We start from the raw sequence: 18,562 nt of genomic DNA, 5'->3' as shown, positions 1-18,562 counted from the left end.
GCGGGTGTGGACAACATCCTCCGCACCGGGCGGATTTATGGGGGAGGAGATGGGAGGAGGAGACCGGAGGGGAAAGTCAGGGAAGATGCGGGTGGCGGGCATTTTTGTGATCGGCAATACAAACTGGCAGCGCCATTTTTGTGCGCCATACCGTGATAACCGGGTTGTTTTGCAACGCCGATCACATTGAACGCGCGTCAGGCGTAGAGGGCAGGAGGATGAGAACCCGACGTGAATCAACACAATGTGGCGACAACAGAAATTTCCGTTTCCGCAAACAGGATGGAGTTATGACGATGAAAACCGGCGCACGCATTCTCGCCTTATCAGCCCTTTCTGCCGTGTTATTTTCGGCAACCGCGATGGCAAAAATTGAAGAGGGGAAACTGGTCATCTGGATCAACGGTGATAAAGGCTATAACGGTCTGGCTGAGGTGGGTAAAAAGTTTGAGCAGGAAACCGGCATCAAGGTGACGGTGGAACACCCGGACAAAATGGAAGAGAAATATCCGCAGGTGGCTGCCACCGGCGACGGTCCGGATATCATCTTCTGGGCGCACGATCGCTTTGGTGGCTATGCCGAATCGGGCCTGCTGGCGGAAATCAGTCCGGATAAAAATTTTCAGGAAAAAATCTTCCCCTTCACCTGGGACGCAGTGCGTTTTAACGGTAAGTTGATCGGTTACCCGATTTCAGTTGAAGCCCTGTCGCTGATTTATAACAAAGACTTACTGCCCTCCCCGCCGAAAACCTGGGAAGAAATCGCCGCGCTCGACAAGCAAATGCGCAAAGAAGGCAAAAGCGCCATCATGTTCAACCTTCAGGAACCCTACTTCACCTGGCCGCTACTGGCAGCGGGCGGTGCCTATGCCTTTAAATACGCCGACGGTCATTACAACGTGAAAGATGTGGGTGTGGATAACGCCGGGGCGAAAGCCGGTTTGCAGTTCCTGGTGGATCAGGTCAAAGCCAAAACCCTGAATGCGGATACCGACTACTCGATCGCCGAGGCGGCGTTTAATAAGGGCCAGACCGCGATGACCATCAACGGTCCCTGGGCGTGGAGCAATATCGATAAAAGCGGTATCAACTACGGCGTCACCCCGCTGCCGACGCTGCATGGCAAACCCTCGAAAGCCTTTGTTGGCGTGTTGAGTGCCGGGATCAACGCTGCCAGCCCGAACAAAGAGTTGGCGAAGGAGTTTCTTGAGAACTACCTGTTAACCGATACCGGTCTTGATGCGGTGAATAAAGACAAACCGCTGGGTGCTGTAGCGCTCAAATCCTTCCAGCAGCAGTTGGAAAAAGATCCGCGCATTGCTGCCACCATGAGTAACGCCCAGAACGGCGACATTATGCCAAACATCCCGCAAATGGCCGCCTTCTGGTACGCGATGCGCACCGCCACGCTGAACGCCCTGAGTGGCCGTCAAAGTGTTGATGCCGCGTTGAAAGATGCCAAAGCGCGTCTGAATAAGTAATTTCCACTCGCCGGGCCGGAGCAATCCGGCTCGTCACTGGCTGTTAAGGAAAACCGAATCATGTCAGGAAAACCGCAAACGGGAAGCACGTTGCTGAAGGGCCTTCTCGTCGGGATCTGCTGTCTGCTGGTCGGCTACCTGTTGGTGCTGATGTATATCCAGGGTGAATATCTGTTTGCCTTGATTTCTCTGATTATCAGTGCGCTCGGTATCTGGATTTATGCCAACCGTCGTGCGTATGCCTGGCGCTATGTTTATCCCGGTATCGCCGGTATGGGGCTGTTTGTCCTGTTTCCGCTGGTCTGTACCGTCGCTATCGCCTTTACCAACTACAGCAGCACCAACCAACTGACGTTGGAACGGGCACAGCAGGTGTTGCTGAGTCGTCAATATCAGGATGGTGCAGGCTTAAACTTCAACCTGATTGCCGCAGGTGACCGCTGGCAACTGGTGCTGACCGATGGCGATAGCGGACAGACTTTTGTCTCCGCGCCGTTTGCCTTCGGCGGCGAGCAGTCGCTAAAACTCACCCCGGCAACGCCACCTGCCGGTGAGCGTGCCACATTACGGGTGATCACCACCCACCGTCAGGCGCTGAGTCAAATTCATGCTGAATTACCGGATGGACGCCAACTGGTGATGAGTTCGCTGCGCCAGTTTTCCGGCACGCGACCGCTTTATCTCCTGAGCCACGATGGGCTACTGAAAAACCAGCAAAGCGGCATAACGTACCGTGCCAATGAAACCAGCGGTTTTTATCAAACCATCAACGCCGACGGCAGTTGGGGCAGCGAGAAACTCAGCCCCGGTTTCACCGTTAATACTGGTTGGAAAAATTTTATCCGGGTGTTTACCGATGAAGGCATCCAGAAACCATTCCTGGCGATCTTCGGCTGGACGCTGATCTTTTCGCTGCTGACCGTGGTGCTGACCGTCGCGGTGGGGATGGTGCTGGCCTGCCTGGTACAGTGGGAGGCGTTGCGCGGCAAAGCGATCTACCGCGTGATGTTGATCCTGCCGTATGCCGTCCCGGCGTTTATCTCGATCCTGATCTTTAAGGGGTTGTTTAACCAGAGTTTTGGTGAGATCAACGTGATGCTGAAAGCGCTGTTTGGCTTCCAGCCTGCATGGTTCAGCGATCCCACCCTGGCGCGCGCCATGCTGGTGATCGTCAACACCTGGCTTGGCTATCCCTACATGATGATTTTATGCATGGGGTTGTTAAAAGCGATCCCGGACGATCTTTATGAGGCATCGGCGATGGACGGGGCTGGGCCGATGCAGAATTTCTTTCTGATCACCCTGCCGTTACTGCTGAAACCCTTGATGCCGCTGATGATCGCCAGTTTCGCCTTTAACTTTAACAACTTCGTGCTGGTGCAGCTGCTGACCAATGGCGGCCCCGACCGACTCGGCACCACCACGCCAGCGGGCTACACCGATCTGCTGGTGAATTACACCTGGCGTATCGCCTTTGAAGGGGGCGGCGGTCAGGACTTTGGCCTCGCTGCGGCGATTGCCACCCTGATCTTCCTGCTGGTGGGCGTGCTGGCGGTGATTAACCTGAAAGCCGTGCGGATGAAATTCGACTAAGGAGACGTTATGGCGATGGTTCAACCCAAATCGCAGAAATTACGCTTACTGCTGACGCATCTGGTGTTGCTGGCCTTTATCGCGGCAATCCTGTTTCCGCTGCTGATGGTGGTGGCGATCTCACTGCGCGCCGGGAACTTTGCCACCGGTAGCCTGATCCCGGATCAGGTGTCGTGGGAACACTGGCGACTGGCGCTCGGGTTTAGCGTCGCGCATGCCGATGGCAGCGTGACGCCACCGCCCTTCCCGGTGCTGTTGTGGTTGTGGAACTCAGTAAAAATTGCCGGGATCAGCGCGCTGGGTATTGTGGCGTTGTCCACTACCTGCGCCTATGCCTTTGCCCGTATGCGTTTCACCGGGCGCGCCAGCCTGTTAAAAGGCATGCTGATTTTCCAGATGTTTCCGGCGGTGTTGTCGCTGGTGGCGCTCTACGCGTTGTTTGATCGTCTGGGGCAGTACCTGCCGTTTCTCGGCCTGAATACCCACGGCGGCGTGATCTTTGCCTATCTCGGGGGGATTGCGCTGCATGTCTGGACCATTAAAGGCTATTTCGAAACCATTGACGGTTCGCTGGAAGAGGCTGCCGCACTGGATGGCGCAACACCGTGGCAGGCGTTTCGCCTGGTGTTATTACCGCTGTCGGTGCCGATTCTGGCGGTGGTGTTTATCCTCGCCTTTATCGCGGCGGTTACCGAGGTGCCAGTTGCTTCGTTGCTGTTACGCGACGTCAACAGCTACACGCTGGCGGTGGGGATGCAGCAATATCTCAATCCACAGAACTACCTGTGGGGCGATTTTGCCGCAGCAGCGGTGCTCTCGGCCATTCCGATTGCGCTGGTGTTTCTGCTGGCACAGCGCTGGCTGGTCAACGGCCTCACCGCTGGAGGTGTTAAGGGTTAAGACTTCATCATTGCGTTGCCACTGCTTCCTCAATGTTCACTGCCATTGAGGGTTGAGATGTTTCGGCGGCCTACGGGCCGCCTTTTTTATTGTCCCCATATAGTGACATATTTACGTTTAATCTTTTTTTGTCACTATATGGAGACATTTCATTGCTTAAGCAGTGAATCCGTTTTGCGCTTCCTGGGCCTTTTTACATCGGTATGCATAAAGACGTTGTTGGTCGCTCCGCTGCGGGTCAGCGAATGACCAATGGCGGCGTGTAATTCCGGGAAGTCCGCGAACAGCGCCTTGGTCGCCAACTGGTCGCTGATCACATCCGCAAACTCCTCCAGCACCCGCTCCGGATGAATGATTTTTAACTCGCGACCAAACTTAATCAGGCTATCACGATCGGGGAATTGCTTACTTTTATTCAGTTTTAACGCCAGCTCGTTATCATTGGTGGGATAAATCTGCGTGTTTACCACATCGTATAATGGCGAGAGTTGGGGTATGGCGTCCCCGGCGGCCTGATATACCAGCGAAAAGTTTTTCAGGTGCGCATCACCGTTGCCTACCATGCAACTGAACAACACATAGCGCCAGTACAGCTCGACCTGCGCTTGGTCGCGGGTAAACAGGCTGACAATTCTGGCACCGGTTTCATAGGAACCCGCGTATTTATGGTCCGACGTCTTACCCGCCAACACGCAAAAATCCTCCATTGCCAGCCGTTTTTCCCCCTGAATATCAAAGCGCTCCATAATGAACAGTTCTTTGTTATCCGAGAGCCAAAAATCCGCCACCGGCAATCCACAGGCGCGCGCCAGGGACATACAAATAAACTCGTTCTCCGCCAGACGGGGATACTCTTCATCACCGGTTTTGGCAATCAGGTTGGGATACAGCACCGTTCCCCGGCTTTCACTGCTGATCATCACTTTCGGCTGCACACCGGAAATGGTCGTTTGCAGCAGATATTTGTTCAGCAGGTACTGGAAGGCACTCTCTTTATGATCCCAGCGCAGCAAATCGTCCAACTTCTCATATAGTGACAAAATATAAATTAATATTATTTTGTCCCATATAAGTACAAAATCCATGCTGGATATTGCACTTTTCGTAGCGGCGCGATTTATCGCGCGGGTTTTGGCAGGCGATGAAACGTCCGAAAACAGCGCGATAAATCGCGCCGCTACACACCCGATCATGTTTCAGGCTGAACGCAAAAAATCCTGCCAGCGGCGCGTCAGATAATTATGCTCATCCATCACCGAGTTCCAGACTGCGATATGGCTCATACGTTGTTCATAGCTGCCGCCGTCACGGCTTTCGCCTTCCGGTATCAACGGCGCGCCCCACGCGTCGTATAACATTTCCGCTGCGGGTTTGCCGCCGTACCAGAAATCCCATTCGGCGGCAGAGAGATGGGCACGGCTGCGTTCCGGGTTGGAGATGTAATAACCCTGGCGCGCCATCACCGCCCCCGGCCAGCCGGATTGCCACCAGTTGAGGTAGTCATAGGCGGCATCTTTGATTTTGCCAGTGGCGCAGCGGGACAACGACATACCACCATACCAAGCGCGATAGCCTTCACGGGGATGTGCCATCTTGTAGCCACGCTGATGGAAGTGGTGGCGGAAATAGATTGGCGCCCACAAGCTCTGCACCTCCACCTGGCGATTTTCAATCAAATCACAGGCCTGCTCCTGAGTGGCCCAAAATGCGGCGAAATGTCCCTGACGATTGAGACGCGACAGCGCCTGCGTCAGCACATCAATCTCTTCCAGCGCCAGGTTGCCGGTGTTAGCAAAACGGGCCAACCCTGCCCCCTGCATCGCCAGCGCTGCGTCAAGGCCGCCCATCGCGGCATCTTCCTGCAACGCGACCTGACCGGTCAGCGCCGGGTGCAGCAACCATCCCCAGCTCTCTTCCTCATCGCGCAACGCAGCAGGCAGCCGGTCAACGTGATAGGCAAAGCTGTCGGCATTGTGCGTCAGCGGCAGCATACTGATGCGATCGCTCGGCTGGCTGCCGAGATGCAAATCACGCTGCACATACAAGCGCTGCGAGGGCACGCTGCCATCAGCCAGTATTCCATTAGCGTTGAGGGTGCCGGTTTTTGCCAGTGCATTCACCTCATTCCACCAGGTCAGACGTTTGATCTCCAGCGGCTGAATGGCGCGCGCGGGCCAGACAAAATCAATATTGTGGAACCACTGATCGTAAAGGTCGTAACTTTCGGGATGCATCACCGCGATACGTTGCGCATCTTCCACGCTGCGCAACATATATTCAATTTTGATGCCGAGATCCTGCTCCGCGCGCACGCGCAGCATCTCCAGCAGCGTGACGGAGGTTCCGAGCACGCGTAAGGTCAGTTGGTCATTGACCACTGCCGCAGAATTCATACCGTTATGGCTCCTCAAACGCCCGCAGGTAGCGACTGAACGCCTGTTGCAGGCGATCGGCCTCCAGACCGCGCAAAATAAATACCAGTTTTGAACTCTCCAGCTCACCGGGCCAGTCGTGCAGGTGCACCGGCGGATGCAAGGTATGTTGCACGCCGTGGATAACAATCGGCGTGCTGCTGTCGCTGACGCGTAAAATGCCTTTCATCCGCAACACCGTGCGACCGTGGCAATGTAATAGCATTGACAGCCAGATAGCAAATGCCGGCCAGTTTAACGACTGGTGCAGCGTGATCACGCAGGTTTGCGTAACCGGATGTGAAACGCTATGGGTAGCCGGTGCCAGGCTGTAGCCCTCATCGGCACAGGCACCGAGCCAGCGGAAACGCTGCTGGCGTGAACCGCTGCGCAACGGCAGGAGAAACAGGCGGTGCGGATCACCCAGCGCGGTGCGGGTATCGCTGAGTTGTGCCAGCGGGTTGATCTGGCGTAGCCAGTCTGCCAATGCCGTCTGCTGTTCAGGGCTTACCCGATCATGTTTACTGACCAACAGCTTATCTGCCGCACTCACCTGCGCCAGCCATTCAGGTTGTGACTCCGCCTGCATTGCGGCATGTTCTGCATCGACCAGCGTCACCAGCGTGCCCTGAATGAAATGATGCTGGAGCTGACGATCGTGCAGCAATGTCGAAAGAATCGGTGACGGGTCGGCCAGCCCGGTGGTTTCCAGAATCACCTGTTTAAACGGTGGCAACAGGCCACGCGTACGCCGTTCAAACAGATCGAGCAGCGCAGTTTTTAGCTCACCACGGATCTGACAACAGACGCAGCCACTCGGCAACAACACGGTATCAGGCGCGACTTCGTTGAGCAGATGGTGGTCAATGCCCACTTCACCAAACTCATTCACGAGCAGCGCCACCTCATTGAGGTTTTGCTGGGCCAGCCAGCCTTTCAGCAACGTGGTTTTGCCGCTGCCGAGGAAGCCACTCAATACATGCAAGGGCAACTTTTCCTGATAATTCATCCGCTCTCCTTACAGCGCGTTCAGCCAGGTATCATCCAGTGGATCGATGGGCCGCCGGATCATTTTTTCCGCTTCCTGCCACAGTACATCCAGTGAATTGACCAGCATTTGTTGCCCGGTCGGGCTGGCTAACAGCCAACTGTTGTGAAATTCGGTTAACGTCAGTCGCCACGGCTTGAGCGCGCGGTTCAGTAACGCCAGCTGTTGCAAACGCAACTGACGTTGGGGGATATCCTGGCGCAGTGGATCGCTCCACTGCGGCCCATTATCCAACAGGCCGCAGACTCCACACATCATTGCCTCCGTTACGGCATCACATCGCCGGAATTCGGTCCCAGCGTCTGGCCGACAAACAGGTTACCGCCCGGCTCACTGGCGAGCAGCAGCGCCACCGGTGCCACTTCTTCCGCCCGTCCAAAGCGCCCCAGCGGCAATTCAGCGGCTTTGGCCTGCTTCCATGCCTGATTGATGCCATCAATCAACGGCGTTTCGATCGGGCCGGGGGCGATGGCGTTGACCAGCACGTTATCAGCCGAGACTTCCAGCGCCAGCGATTTGGTAAAACCCATCACCCCGGCTTTGGCGGCGGCATAGTGGCACAGCTCCGCACCGCCTTTAATCCCCAACTGCGAGGCAATGTTAATCACCCGCCCCCAGCGCTGTGCCAGCATCGCGGGCAGTGCACGCTGGGTGGCAAGAAATACGCTGCGCAGATCCACCGCCATCATCTCTTCCCACATCGCCAGCGTGATCTCCGTACAACGTGCCTGGGTTAACATCCCGGCGTTGTTGACCAACACATCAATGCCGTCGTAACGCGCCAGACAGGCGTCCACTCCGGCGGTGGCCCCATTGATCTCGCCAACATCCGCTACCACTGCGAGGCACTCCGCGCCAAGTTGCTGGCATTGCGCCACCTGCAACGCCAATTTGTCGGCGTCGCGATCGGTCAACACCAGCCTGGCACCCTCGCGGGCAAACAGTTCAGCAATTGCCGCACCAATGCCGCTGGCCGCACCAGTAATAACGCAACGTTTATCTTTCAATTGCATAGCGGCTCCTTAATCCGGCCAGCGTACGGTCAGACCGCCATCGACAATCAGGCTTTGCCCGGTGAGATAGCTGCTCTCTTCACTGGTGAGAAAAGCAATCACTTTGGCGATTTCTTCCGGGCGACCAACACGCGCCAGAGGAATGGCGCTGGCGGCTTTCGCCAGACCTTCGGGGCCGAGCGAGTTCTGTTTGTCCAGCGATTGCGGCGTTTCAATCAACCCCGGAATGATGGCATTGCAGCGCACACCGCGCGGGGCCAGCTCCACCGCCAGCGAACGGCAGATACCCGGCACCGCCGCTTTGGCGGCAGCATAGTGGGCATGGTCCTGCCAGCCGTAGACGCCACCGGCGATGGAGGAGACCGCCACCAGACTGGCTCCAGCGTGCAGATGTGGCGTGGCAGCGCGGAAACAACGCATCACGCCGGTCAGATCGACGTTCAGCATGTCGTCCCAGCGTGCGTCACTCATCTCTTCGATGGGCGCGCGACGTAAGATACCGGCATTCGCCACCATATAATCGAGGCGACCAAAGTGCTGCACGCCCTGGGTGATAAACGCATCCACCGAGTCGGTCGTGGCCACATCCAGCGGTAACCACAGGGCATCGCCCCCTGCGGCTTCCACTTGCGCTGCCGCCACAGCAGGATCGTGTGGATCGGCGGGATAGTAGCCGGCGATCACCTTGACACCACGTTGCGCGTAGAGCGTGGCCAACGCCAGACCTATGCCGCTGGCGGCACCGCTGATGGCAGCGACCGGTTGAGTTGAAGACGAAAGCTGCATAGATATTCCTTAAGCGGTGGTGACCGCTGAACTGACGCCAGTACGTTGCGGCGCGTGCGCACGGGCGAAAAACATAATGATGCCGGAGATAAAACACGGGACTGCACCGAACCACAGCGCTGCATCTTGCCAGTGACCACCGCTACTCAGCACGCTGGTGGTGCCGACACCGGCGATAATCGCGCCAACCGGCCCCATTGCGCCAATCAACGCACCGGCGGTGGCACGGATAGCGGTCGGGAAACTTTCACTGATAAAGAACAGTGCTGCCGCGTAGGGGCCAATCAGGAAAAACAAGCCAATGCTGTACAGAGCGACGATGGTGGCGAAGTTATCCGGGCAATAAAGCATCGCGGCAAAGGCGACGCCGCCCAGCATCCAGCCAACGGCAATGGTGTTGCGACGGCCAATGCGATCGCCGAGCCAGCCGTGTACCAGGTAGCCGCAGTAACCGACGAGGTTGGAGAGAATCAGGATCAGCAGCGAGTTGTTGAAGGAAACCTCATGGGTTTTGGTGATCACCGTGGTGCCGAGCACGCTGAAAATCTGGATGGCAAACCAGTTGATTAACACCGCGCCGCCCAGTACCAGCGTGGCACGCAGTGACGGGCCACGGAACGCGGCTGCCAGACCGGCGCTGTGCTGTTCTTCATACGAAACCTGATAATCATCTGCGACCTGACGGGCATCGCGATCGTTACCCTCGGCGCGCAGTTGTTGGATCTTCTTCTGTACCTGGAATTGCGGAGTTTCTTTCAGTTTCAGCGCCAGCACCGCAATCACCAGTGACGGCAGCGCGGCAAAGATAAAACTGCCCTGCCAGCCGATGATTGGCATCAGGATCGCGGTCAGCGCAGAGGCAACCAGCGTCCCTACCGGCCAGCCTCCCTGTACCAGGCTGTAGACAAACCCTTTACGCTTGTTGAGTTTCGGATCGTCAATGGCGGTGTAGAGTTCAGAAAGGTAAGTCGCGTTGACCGTCTGCTCGGCATAGCCCAGACCGGCTACCGAACGAATTGCCGTCAACGCACCTTTACCCCAGGCACCACCGATGGCGGTCAGCAGCGAGCAGATCGCCGCCCCGCCTACGGTGACCACAATCCCCATGCGACGACCAAGACGATCCACCAATGGGCCAATCGCCAGCGCGATCACCGCGCCACCGACCGCTACCCAGGTGGCGATTTCCGCCTGTTCGACCTCGCTCCAGCCAAAATGGCCGCCGATTTCCGGCAGCAAAGTGCCAAACAGAATGAAATCATAAACAGCAAAAACCCAGGCGAAAAAAGCAATCCAGGTGGCAAATTTTACGTCCCTGATGGTCAACTGCTGCGGCTGCCAGCCATTTACGGAGATTTTCTTAAAGATGCTCATAACGCTATCACTCTGTCAGGGGTTAACGGGTTGCAGCGCGATAAATCGCGCCGCTACGCGTACTTAGCGCGGTTGGCGCTGTTTAAAGTCGTCGGCGATCTCGTCAAAAGTGACAAAACGTACGCCTTCATGGCTACGGATATACTGAATCAGACGCTCCAGCATCAGCAGCACCTGCGGACGACCCGACACGTCGGGATGGATGGTCATGGTGAACACCGCGTAGTCGTTTTCGCGGTAAACCCAGTCAAACTGATCACGCCACATCTCTTCCAGATGGCGTGGATTGACGAAACCGTGGCTGTTGGGGGATTTTTTGATAAACATCATCGGCGGCAGATCATCGAGATACCAGTTGGCCGGGATCTCCACCAGATCGGTTTCTGCACCGCGTTGCAGTGGTTTCATCCAGCTATCGGGATGCTGGCTATAGTCGATTTTGGTCCAGCTATCACCGACGCGAACGTAGTAAGGATGGAAATCGTTATGCATCAGGCTGTGATCATATTTGATACCCTTTTTCAGCAACAACTCATTGGTGACATTGCTGAATTCCCACCAGGGCGCGACATAGCCGGTTGGACGTTTGCCCGCCAGCTGCGTAACCAGTTCGATGCTGCGATCGAGCACCGCCTCTTCCTGTGCCGGTGTCATGGCGATCGGGTTTTCATGGCTGTAACCGTGAATACCGATTTCATGCCCGGCATCCACCACCGCTTTCATCTGCTCAGGGAAGGTTTCAATCGAGTGACCCGGAATAAACCAGGTAGTACGCAGATTCTGCTCGGCAAACATCTTCAGCAGACGCGGCGCGCCAACTTCACCGGCAAACAGGCCGCGAGAAATGTCATCCGGCGAATCTTCACCGCCGTACGAACCCAACCAGCCAGCAACGGCATCGACGTCTACACCAAATGCGCAAAGAATTTCTTTGGCCATATCTGCAACTCCATAAATGTATATTTAAAAATAATATCCATTTATGCATTGCAATGGTTATGCCAGGATCTGAGATAAAATAATGATCAATTTTCTTTCGCGCTGTGAAATAAATTTTTTAATGATGAATATCAATGCATTGATGCGAAAAATCGATAAGCGATACGTAAACCGCGCTGGTGCTGACCTTTTTCATTCAAGATGTATATTTATAGATATGATCCATTACCGTGCGAGCTGCACCATCATTGTGCTTATGCCCTGCGCGACTTTGCACCGCGCCAGGATGTGATACTGTAGCGCGATGAAAACAGGACCGATGACAGGATAATGCGGACAAAAAATACCCCGGCAGCGACGGAAGAGACCGGTTCTGCGCGCTATGAAGTGATCCGACAGCTTTTACACAACGTACTGATTCAGAAACGGGTTCCGCAGGGTCTGGTTCTGCTGGAAGGCCCGCTGGCGCAGTTGTTTGGTACCAGCCGCGTGCCAGTGCGTCGTGCGTTAAGTCTGCTGCACGAAGAAGGCTTGATTGCTCGCTTTGAAGGCCGTGGTTTTATCGTGGCGAAAGAAGCCGAGGAAGTGGAACCGCTGCGTGCCGGGCTGACGCGTGAACTGCTGGGCCTTGATGAACAGGAAGCGCTGGTAGATACCCGCAGCACCGGCGAAAAGGTGCTGGATAACCTGCAAGTGGTGCTCTCGACCGCGATGGTGTTTGGCTGCTATCAGTTGGACGAGCAGCAAGCCGCGCAGCATTACAACGTCAGCCGCGCGGTGATCCGTGAAAGCCTGATGCGCCTGCGTGATAAAGGACTGGTGGAAAAAGAACCCTATTCCCAATGGCTGACCGGTCCCCTGACCGCACGCGAGATCGCTGACCATTTTGAAATTCGTGCCAGCCTGGAACCAACGGCGTTGCGTAAGGCTGGCCGACTGCTGCCTGCTGAGTGGCTCACCGCATCGCTGGAAAAGGCGCAGCGATACAAAGGAAGGCAGCTCACCGCCGCCGAGCTGGAGTTACTGGATGAAGATTTGCACGTGCGTTGTCTTGAACCGGCAGGCAATAAACTGATGATGCAAATCCTGCGACAGAATCAGTCACCGTTTATCGTCACGCGCATCTTTTATGATCTGCTGTCCATCCCGGTGGAAACCGCGATGTTGGAAGAACATTGCCTGGTCTATGAAATGCTGCTGAAAGGTAACTGGGAACTGGCCGCCGCCTGCCTGCGCGACCATCTGGAACGGGCGCAGGTACGCACGTTGCAACGTCTGAAAGTGTTGTCGGTGTTGCCAGTACCGGCCCTGCCGTCATTTATGGTTAGAATTTAATAAAATCCATTTTTGGCAAACGTGCTCACACAAATTCGTAACGCCGCGATTTCCCGCGCAATCCCGTGCGCGATGCTGGTAAAGATGCGCGATAAATCGCACCGCTACGCCATCCCCTTTTTGCCTGAGATGTGATCATTTTCTCATCAATCGGCTTAGCTATTCTTGTATGGTAGTAGGACATAAAAAACCTGCAGGTACTTGCTATGTCTTCCTCTACTGTGACTTCAACCCAGACTTCTCAGGACACCGACACCTCATTGATTAAACGCGTTGCCGGGGCATCCGCCATTGGCACTGCGGCAGAATATTACGACTTCTTCGCCTACGGCACGGCTGCCGTGCTGTTTTTTGGTCACCTGTTTTTCCCCAGCCACGATCCGCTGGTCAGCACCCTCGCGGCCTTTGCCACCTATGCGGTGGGTTTCCTGGCGCGCCCGATCGGCGGCATCGTGTTTGGTCATATCGGCGATAAAGTGGGCCGTAAAAAAGCCCTGGTAGCGACCATCCTGATTGTCGGGCTGGGCACCTTTTGCATCGGACTGCTGCCAACCTATGAAAAAATTGGCGTGTGGGCACCGGTACTGCTGATTCTGATCCGTTTGTTGCAGGGTTTTGGTGTCGGTGGCGAACAGGCAGGTGCTGTGCTGATGACTGCTGAATACTCGCAATCTTCGCGCCGGGGCTTTTTCGCCAGTTGGGTGCAGATTGGTGCGCCGGTCGGTTTTCTATTGCCACTGGCGCTGTTTGCCATCCTCAATGCAACCTTATCTGATGACCAGATGATGGCCTGGGGCTGGCGCGTCCCCTTCCTGCTCAGCGCGCTGCTGGTGATTGTGGGCCTGTTTATTCGTCTGCGTATTGATGAATCGCCTGTCTTTGCCGCGATCCGCGCCACCAAAGCCGCAGAATCGCGCCCATTGAAAGAAGTGATTCAGGGCAATCCGCGTCTGGTGATCAACGGGGTCGCTGCCAAATTGATTGAAGCCTGCGCCTTTGCCCTGTTCACCGTGATCATTCTCGCCTGGGGCAAAGCCAATCAGCTGGATGCCGGTATCCTGATGAACAGCATGATCGTCGCGGTGATTCTGGAAGTGTTTGCCATTCCGTTGATGGGAGCGTTATCCGATCGAATTGGCCGAAAACCGGTGTATATGATCGGAGCGTTGTTGATTGTCCTGTCAATCGTGCCCTTTTTCCTCGCTCTGTCACAAAACAGTTACTGGCTGACTCAGATTGCGATGATCGTGGCCTTAACCCTGGGTCACAGTATGTGTTATGCGCCACAAGCCTCCTGGTTCCCGGAGCTGTTTCCGACCCATATTCGTTGCAGCGGCATTGCGGTGATCTGGCAGGTCGGCTCGCTGATCGGTAGCGGCGTGTTGGGTCTGCTCGCGGTGAAAATTCTCCAGGCCACTGGCGGGCACTGGTACGGACTCGCCTTGTATGTGGCAGTGCTGGGGATCATCTCCGTGTATGGTCTGCTGCGCCTGCCGGAAACGGCACCAGGTCGCCGCAATGGCGAATATCACCAATGGCAGGGCCATTAATTCTCGATAAGCGGCACAATGTGCCGCTTATGCATAATTCGGCATAGCATTGCTGCTTTTGTCATTTGTGATCGACCAGTGATGCACATAGCATTGATTTTTCTTGCCTTCCTGACATAACCCCTGAAGAAATGCGCAAACTCGCCAATCGCTGCCTGTCGTTAAATGACTTCGAGAAGTACGCCCAGAAACATCTGCCACGCCCGTTGTTCGCCTATGTCTCCGGCGGTGTCGAGGACAATCTCGCCCGTGATAACAACCTCTCTTCATACGCGCGCTACAGCCTGATACCGGAAAATATGGTGGATGTATCGCAGCGTAATACCGAGGTTACGCTGTTCGGGCATCGCTATGCCGCCCCGCTGGGAATTGCGCCGATGGGCATCAGTGCCATTACCGGTTTTGAAGGCGACCTGACTCTGGCGAAAGCCGCTGCGGCAAAAAATGTCCCGTTTGTTATGAGCGGTTCCTCGCTGATGCGGCTGGAAGAGGTCGCCGAGGCCAATCCGGCGATGTGGTTTCAGGCGTACCTGCCGAAAACCTATGAAGAGATTGATCTGCTGATCGATCGCGTGGCCAGGGCGCGTATTCCGGTGCTGGTGGTAACGGTGGATACTCCCGTGAAAGCCAATCGCGAGAACAATGTGCGCGCCGGGTTTGCCACCCCGTTCCGACCGAGCCTGCGACTGGCATATGAAGGCCTCACCCATCCACGCTGGTTGACCGGCACTTTAATCAAAACCCTGCTAAAACGTGGCATGCCATGGTTTGAAAACAACCAGGCGGTGCGCGGTGCGCCGTTGTTTTCCAAACATGCGGTCAGAGATTTCAGCGGGCGCAGCCATCTTACCTGGGAACATATTCAGCATATCCGCCATCGCTGGTCCGGTGCGATGGTGATTAAAGGCATCCTCAGTCAGCGCGATGCACAACGCTGTAAAGAAATCGGCATCGACGGCATTGTGGTGTCGAACCACGGCGGGCGTCAGTTGGATACCAGCATCGCGCCGATCCATGTGCTGCCGGAAATTGTTGCCGCAGCAGGCGAGATGACGGTGATGCTGGATAGCGGCATCCGTCGCGGCACCGATGCCATCAAAGCGTTAGCACTCGGTGCCCAGACCTGTTTTGTTGGCCGGCCTTTTAACTACGCCTGCGCCGTTGGTGGCGAACACGGCGTGCATCTGGCGATTGACCTAATCACCAGCGAAGTCAGCCGCGATTTAGGGATGCTGGGCGTTGCCACGTTGGCGGGGTTGGATCGCCGCCACTTGCGTGACACCGTCACTTTTACCAACCCATAATGCGCGACCAGACACGTGGTTGGTCGCTGTTGGCCTGTAGCACCTGATAATGCTGATGCATCGCGGCAGTGGCGCAGGCATGATTGGGCAGGATGCGCAGGCGCGAACCCAGCGGAAAATCCGCTGGCGTCAGTACACCGCCCTCCGGCAGGCTGATGATGCCATGTTCCTGATTGGTGATGCTGAGGCAAACATCCAGTGGCGCACCCTGCATATCGCAAACCAGCCCATAACCATAGTCGATCGGCCCCGCTGCCGTACCGCGGTCGCGTGACATCGCCATCCAGCCTGCATCAACAAACACCCAGTTCTTTGTGACGTTGTAACCGATGACGGTAGTTACCACCGACAGAGCAATATCCTGCTGCTGACACACGCCCACGTTATGCATGACCAGATCAAACATGGTGAACACCCCGGCACGTACCTCGCTGATGCCCTCCAGTTCCTCGGCGTAATGTGCGGTCGGTGTCGCGCCAACGCTGAGAATCGGACAGGCAATCCCCGCCGCACGCACCCGCTGCGCAGCCAGACGAATCGCGTCGCACTCGGCGCGGGCTGCGGCCCGAATCGCCTCTGCGCTACGACAATTATAGGATTCACCGGCATGCGCCAGCAGTCCGGTGACCGTCGCGCCATGGCCTTCCAGTTGCTGCGCCAGTTGCAACAGCGTCTCGCTATCCGGCGGAATACCGCCGCGATGACCGTCACAGTCGATTTCGATAAACACCGAAAAGGTCAGTTGGTGCTGGCGGGCAAACTCGATGACCGCCTGTGCCTGTTCCGGCGTATCCAGCAGGATATGCAGCTGGACACCCTGTTGCATCAGGTGAGCCACGCGCGGCAATTTATGCGGCGCAATCCCTACCGCATACAACAAATTTCGATAACCGGCAGCGGCAAAGCCTTCTGCTTCTGCCAGGGTAGACACGGTGGCCGGATGATCCGCCTGCGGCAGCACATACGCGGCGGCCTCCACCGAACGCAGGGTTTTCAAATGCGGGCGCACCACGCTACCCAGCTGCGACACGCGCTGGTACAAACGATCGATATTGCGCTGATAGCGCGCTTCATCGATCAACAAAAACGGCGTTTCAGGTTGCTGGAGCCATTCGGGAAGCGATTTCACACACGTCTCCTGCATAATTAGTTAGCCAGTAAGCTGCCGAAATGACTGATATCGACGTTGCCACCGCTGATCACTATGCCGATGCGCTTACCACGGAAACGCGCTTTATCGGCCCGCACTGCGGCCAGCCCCAGGCAGCCGGTCGGTTCCACCACCATTTTCATGCGCTCGGCAAAGAAACGCATTTCGGCGATCAGCTGTTCATCGCTGGCGGTGAGAATATCGTCGACCAGATTTTGAATCAGTGGGAAGGTGTAGCGACCAAGATATTGGGTCTGCGCACCATCGGCGATGGTCTTGGGCGTCTCGATACGGATAATTTTTCCCGCCCGTAACGACTGCTGACCGTCATTACCGGCTGCCGGTTCCACACCGTAAATGGTGATGCCCGGACTGAGCTGTCGTGCTGCCAACGCGCTGCCCGCCAGCAATCCACCTCCGCCGAGCGGCGTCAGCAATACATCAAGCGGTCCGGTTTGCGCCAGCAGCGCCTGGGTCGCGGTGCCCTGTCCGGCGATCACATGCGGGTGATCGTAGGGAGGAATTAACGTCAGACCGTGCTTTTCCGCCAGATCACGGCCAATTTGTTCACGATCTTCGGTGTAGCGATCATAGGTCACCACCTGCGCACCATAACCCCGGGTGGCCGCCAACTTGGCCGCAGGCGCATCCAGTGGCATCACAATGGTGGCCGGAATGTTGAGTAATTTCGCCGCCAGTGCGACACCCTGCGCATGGTTGCCCGAGGAAAAGGCCACCACCCCCGCCTTGCACTGCTCGGGAGTGAACTGTAATAACGCGTTGAGCGCGCCGCGAAATTTAAACGCGCCCATGCGCTGAAAGTTTTCACACTGGAAGAAAACCTCGGCGTCTAATGCCTCGTTCAGGCTGCGCGAGGTCATGACCGGGGTCGGGTTGATATACGGTTGGATGCGTTGCGTGGCTGCCGCCACATCGTCATACGTCGGCAAAGTAAACTCAGTCATGCGGTTAACCTTTAGGTGAAGGGCTTTGCATTGAAATGACAAAATATATAAAATTAGATAAATAATCTAGCCATTTTGAGAGAGCCACCATGCCCGATCAGCAAAATGCCCTGCTGCTGGCGCAGCTGACCACCATCGCTGAAGGACTCAGCACCACCTTCGCGCCGTTCTGTGAGGTGGTGGTGCATGACTTACAAAATCCAGAACATGCCATTCTTTCTATTCATAACAATCTATCGGGTCGGGAAGTGGGCCAGCCAGCGACGGAACTGGGGCTGGCGCGTATTGCCTCGCCAGAGTTCCCTTCTCTGCTGACCAATTATGCTAATCAGCTGGCCGATGGGCGTCCGGTGAAGAGTACCTCGATTGGCCTCAAAGATGCTGAGGGAAACTATGTGGCAGCGCTGTGTCTGAATGTGGATATGACGCTGTTTCGTGGTATGCAAAGCGCGCTGGCGCAATTTACCCAGATTGCCACGCCGGATATTACGGAGCAGCTGGAACCTGCGGGTGCGGAAGCTTTGCGTCAGCGGATTGAACAGTTCGCGGCGCGTCTGGCAACCACGCCACGCGCATTGAAAGCCGCCGATCGCAAAGCACTGATGCAGGAACTGCGCACCAGCGGTTTGCTTGACGTGAAACGTTCGATGGAGGTAATTGCCCAGCAACTGGGCGTTTCGCGTGCTTCGGTTTATCTCTACGCTAAAGAGTAA

17 protein-coding genes are annotated in these 18,562 nt (G+C 56.0%); 7 read left to right on the top strand and 10 right to left on the bottom strand.

All coding sequences use genetic code 11. From position 1 onward, the window contains the following. Positions 1-290: 290 nt before the first annotated feature. From malE to malG, 3 genes are read left to right on the top strand one after another with little or no spacing between them, the layout of a single operon-like run. The gene (gene malE, locus AC6I8W_RS21850; protein ID WP_497838749.1) at positions 291-1,481 is read left to right on the top strand and encodes a maltose/maltodextrin ABC transporter substrate-binding protein MalE; all 1,191 of its coding nucleotides are present in this window, start codon (positions 291-293) and stop codon (positions 1,479-1,481) included. A 60-nt stretch (positions 1,482-1,541) separates the two neighbouring features. After that, positions 1,542-3,074, top strand: coding sequence for a maltose ABC transporter permease MalF (gene malF, locus AC6I8W_RS21845; RefSeq protein ID WP_497838748.1), 1,533 nt, complete (start codon positions 1,542-1,544; stop codon positions 3,072-3,074). A 9-nt stretch (positions 3,075-3,083) separates the two neighbouring features. After that, positions 3,084-3,974, top strand: a complete 891-nt coding sequence (gene malG, locus AC6I8W_RS21840; protein ID WP_497838747.1) for a maltose ABC transporter permease MalG — start codon at positions 3,084-3,086, stop codon at positions 3,972-3,974. A gap of 149 nt (positions 3,975-4,123) precedes the next feature. On the opposite strand, the gene AC6I8W_RS21835 is transcribed toward malG, so the two are convergent. From AC6I8W_RS21835 to AC6I8W_RS21800, 8 genes are all read right to left on the bottom strand, one after another. Beyond that, entirely contained in the window at positions 4,124-4,996 is an 873-nt protein-coding gene (locus AC6I8W_RS21835) for a type II toxin-antitoxin system HipA family toxin (RefSeq protein WP_497838746.1), read from the bottom strand. A 174-nt stretch (positions 4,997-5,170) separates the two neighbouring features. After that, positions 5,171-6,367 carry an ABC transporter substrate-binding protein gene (locus tag AC6I8W_RS21830; RefSeq protein WP_497838745.1) on the bottom strand — a complete coding sequence of 399 codons (1,197 nt, stop codon included), beginning with the start codon at positions 6,365-6,367 and terminating at the stop codon, positions 5,171-5,173. Positions 6,368-6,371: 4 nt separating this feature from the next. Next, the gene (locus tag AC6I8W_RS21825; protein WP_497838744.1) at positions 6,372-7,394 is read right to left on the bottom strand and encodes a CobW family GTP-binding protein; all 1,023 of its coding nucleotides are present in this window, start codon (positions 7,392-7,394) and stop codon (positions 6,372-6,374) included. A 9-nt stretch (positions 7,395-7,403) separates the two neighbouring features. Continuing rightward, complete coding sequence (locus tag AC6I8W_RS21820; RefSeq protein ID WP_497838789.1) at positions 7,404-7,688, bottom strand: hypothetical protein; 285 nt, start codon at positions 7,686-7,688, stop codon at positions 7,404-7,406. Between the two features lie 11 nt (positions 7,689-7,699). After that, entirely contained in the window at positions 7,700-8,446 is a 747-nt protein-coding gene (locus tag AC6I8W_RS21815; RefSeq protein WP_497838743.1) for an SDR family NAD(P)-dependent oxidoreductase, read from the bottom strand. 9 nt (positions 8,447-8,455) lie between these two features. Then, on the bottom strand, positions 8,456-9,232 hold the full coding sequence (locus AC6I8W_RS21810) for an SDR family NAD(P)-dependent oxidoreductase (protein ID WP_497838742.1): 777 nt from the start codon (positions 9,230-9,232) through the stop codon (positions 8,456-8,458). Between the two features lie 9 nt (positions 9,233-9,241). Continuing rightward, positions 9,242-10,606, bottom strand: a complete 1,365-nt coding sequence (locus tag AC6I8W_RS21805; protein WP_497838741.1) for an MFS transporter — start codon at positions 10,604-10,606, stop codon at positions 9,242-9,244. A gap of 63 nt (positions 10,607-10,669) precedes the next feature. Next, the gene (locus AC6I8W_RS21800; protein WP_480372408.1) at positions 10,670-11,545 is read right to left on the bottom strand and encodes a polysaccharide deacetylase family protein; all 876 of its coding nucleotides are present in this window, start codon (positions 11,543-11,545) and stop codon (positions 10,670-10,672) included. A 330-nt stretch (positions 11,546-11,875) separates the two neighbouring features. Here AC6I8W_RS21800 and AC6I8W_RS21795 point away from each other — a divergent pair, with 330 nt between their 5' ends. From AC6I8W_RS21795 to AC6I8W_RS21785, 3 genes are all read left to right on the top strand, one after another. Next, the gene (locus AC6I8W_RS21795) at positions 11,876-12,880 is read left to right on the top strand and encodes a GntR family transcriptional regulator (protein ID WP_497838740.1); all 1,005 of its coding nucleotides are present in this window, start codon (positions 11,876-11,878) and stop codon (positions 12,878-12,880) included. A gap of 206 nt (positions 12,881-13,086) precedes the next feature. Further along, complete coding sequence (locus AC6I8W_RS21790) at positions 13,087-14,430, top strand: MFS transporter (RefSeq protein ID WP_497838739.1); 1,344 nt, start codon at positions 13,087-13,089, stop codon at positions 14,428-14,430. 131 nt (positions 14,431-14,561) lie between these two features. Beyond that, positions 14,562-15,734: an alpha-hydroxy acid oxidase gene (locus tag AC6I8W_RS21785; protein WP_497838738.1), complete on the top strand. Its 1,173-nt coding sequence runs from the start codon at positions 14,562-14,564 to the stop codon at positions 15,732-15,734. On the opposite strand, the gene AC6I8W_RS21780 is transcribed toward AC6I8W_RS21785, so the two are convergent. Together AC6I8W_RS21780 and AC6I8W_RS21775 are read right to left on the bottom strand one after the other, a co-directional pair. Further along, the gene (locus AC6I8W_RS21780) at positions 15,721-16,878 is read right to left on the bottom strand and encodes an alanine racemase (protein ID WP_497838737.1); all 1,158 of its coding nucleotides are present in this window, start codon (positions 16,876-16,878) and stop codon (positions 15,721-15,723) included. The two genes, AC6I8W_RS21785 and AC6I8W_RS21780, sit on opposite strands and share 14 nt — an antisense overlap. Positions 16,879-16,880: 2 nt before the next feature. Continuing rightward, entirely contained in the window at positions 16,881-17,849 is a 969-nt protein-coding gene (locus AC6I8W_RS21775) for a threo-3-hydroxy-L-aspartate ammonia-lyase (protein WP_497838736.1), read from the bottom strand. 89 nt (positions 17,850-17,938) lie between these two features. Between AC6I8W_RS21775 and AC6I8W_RS21770 the strand changes: the two genes are divergently transcribed. Then, positions 17,939-18,562 (top strand): helix-turn-helix transcriptional regulator, encoded by a 624-nt coding sequence (locus AC6I8W_RS21770; RefSeq protein ID WP_497838735.1) that lies wholly within the window; start codon positions 17,939-17,941, stop codon positions 18,560-18,562.

The organism is Pantoea sp. X-Soil-TKNS-1211 (assembly GCF_059730495.1).
This window is presented reverse-complemented; position numbering and strand designations above follow the sequence as displayed.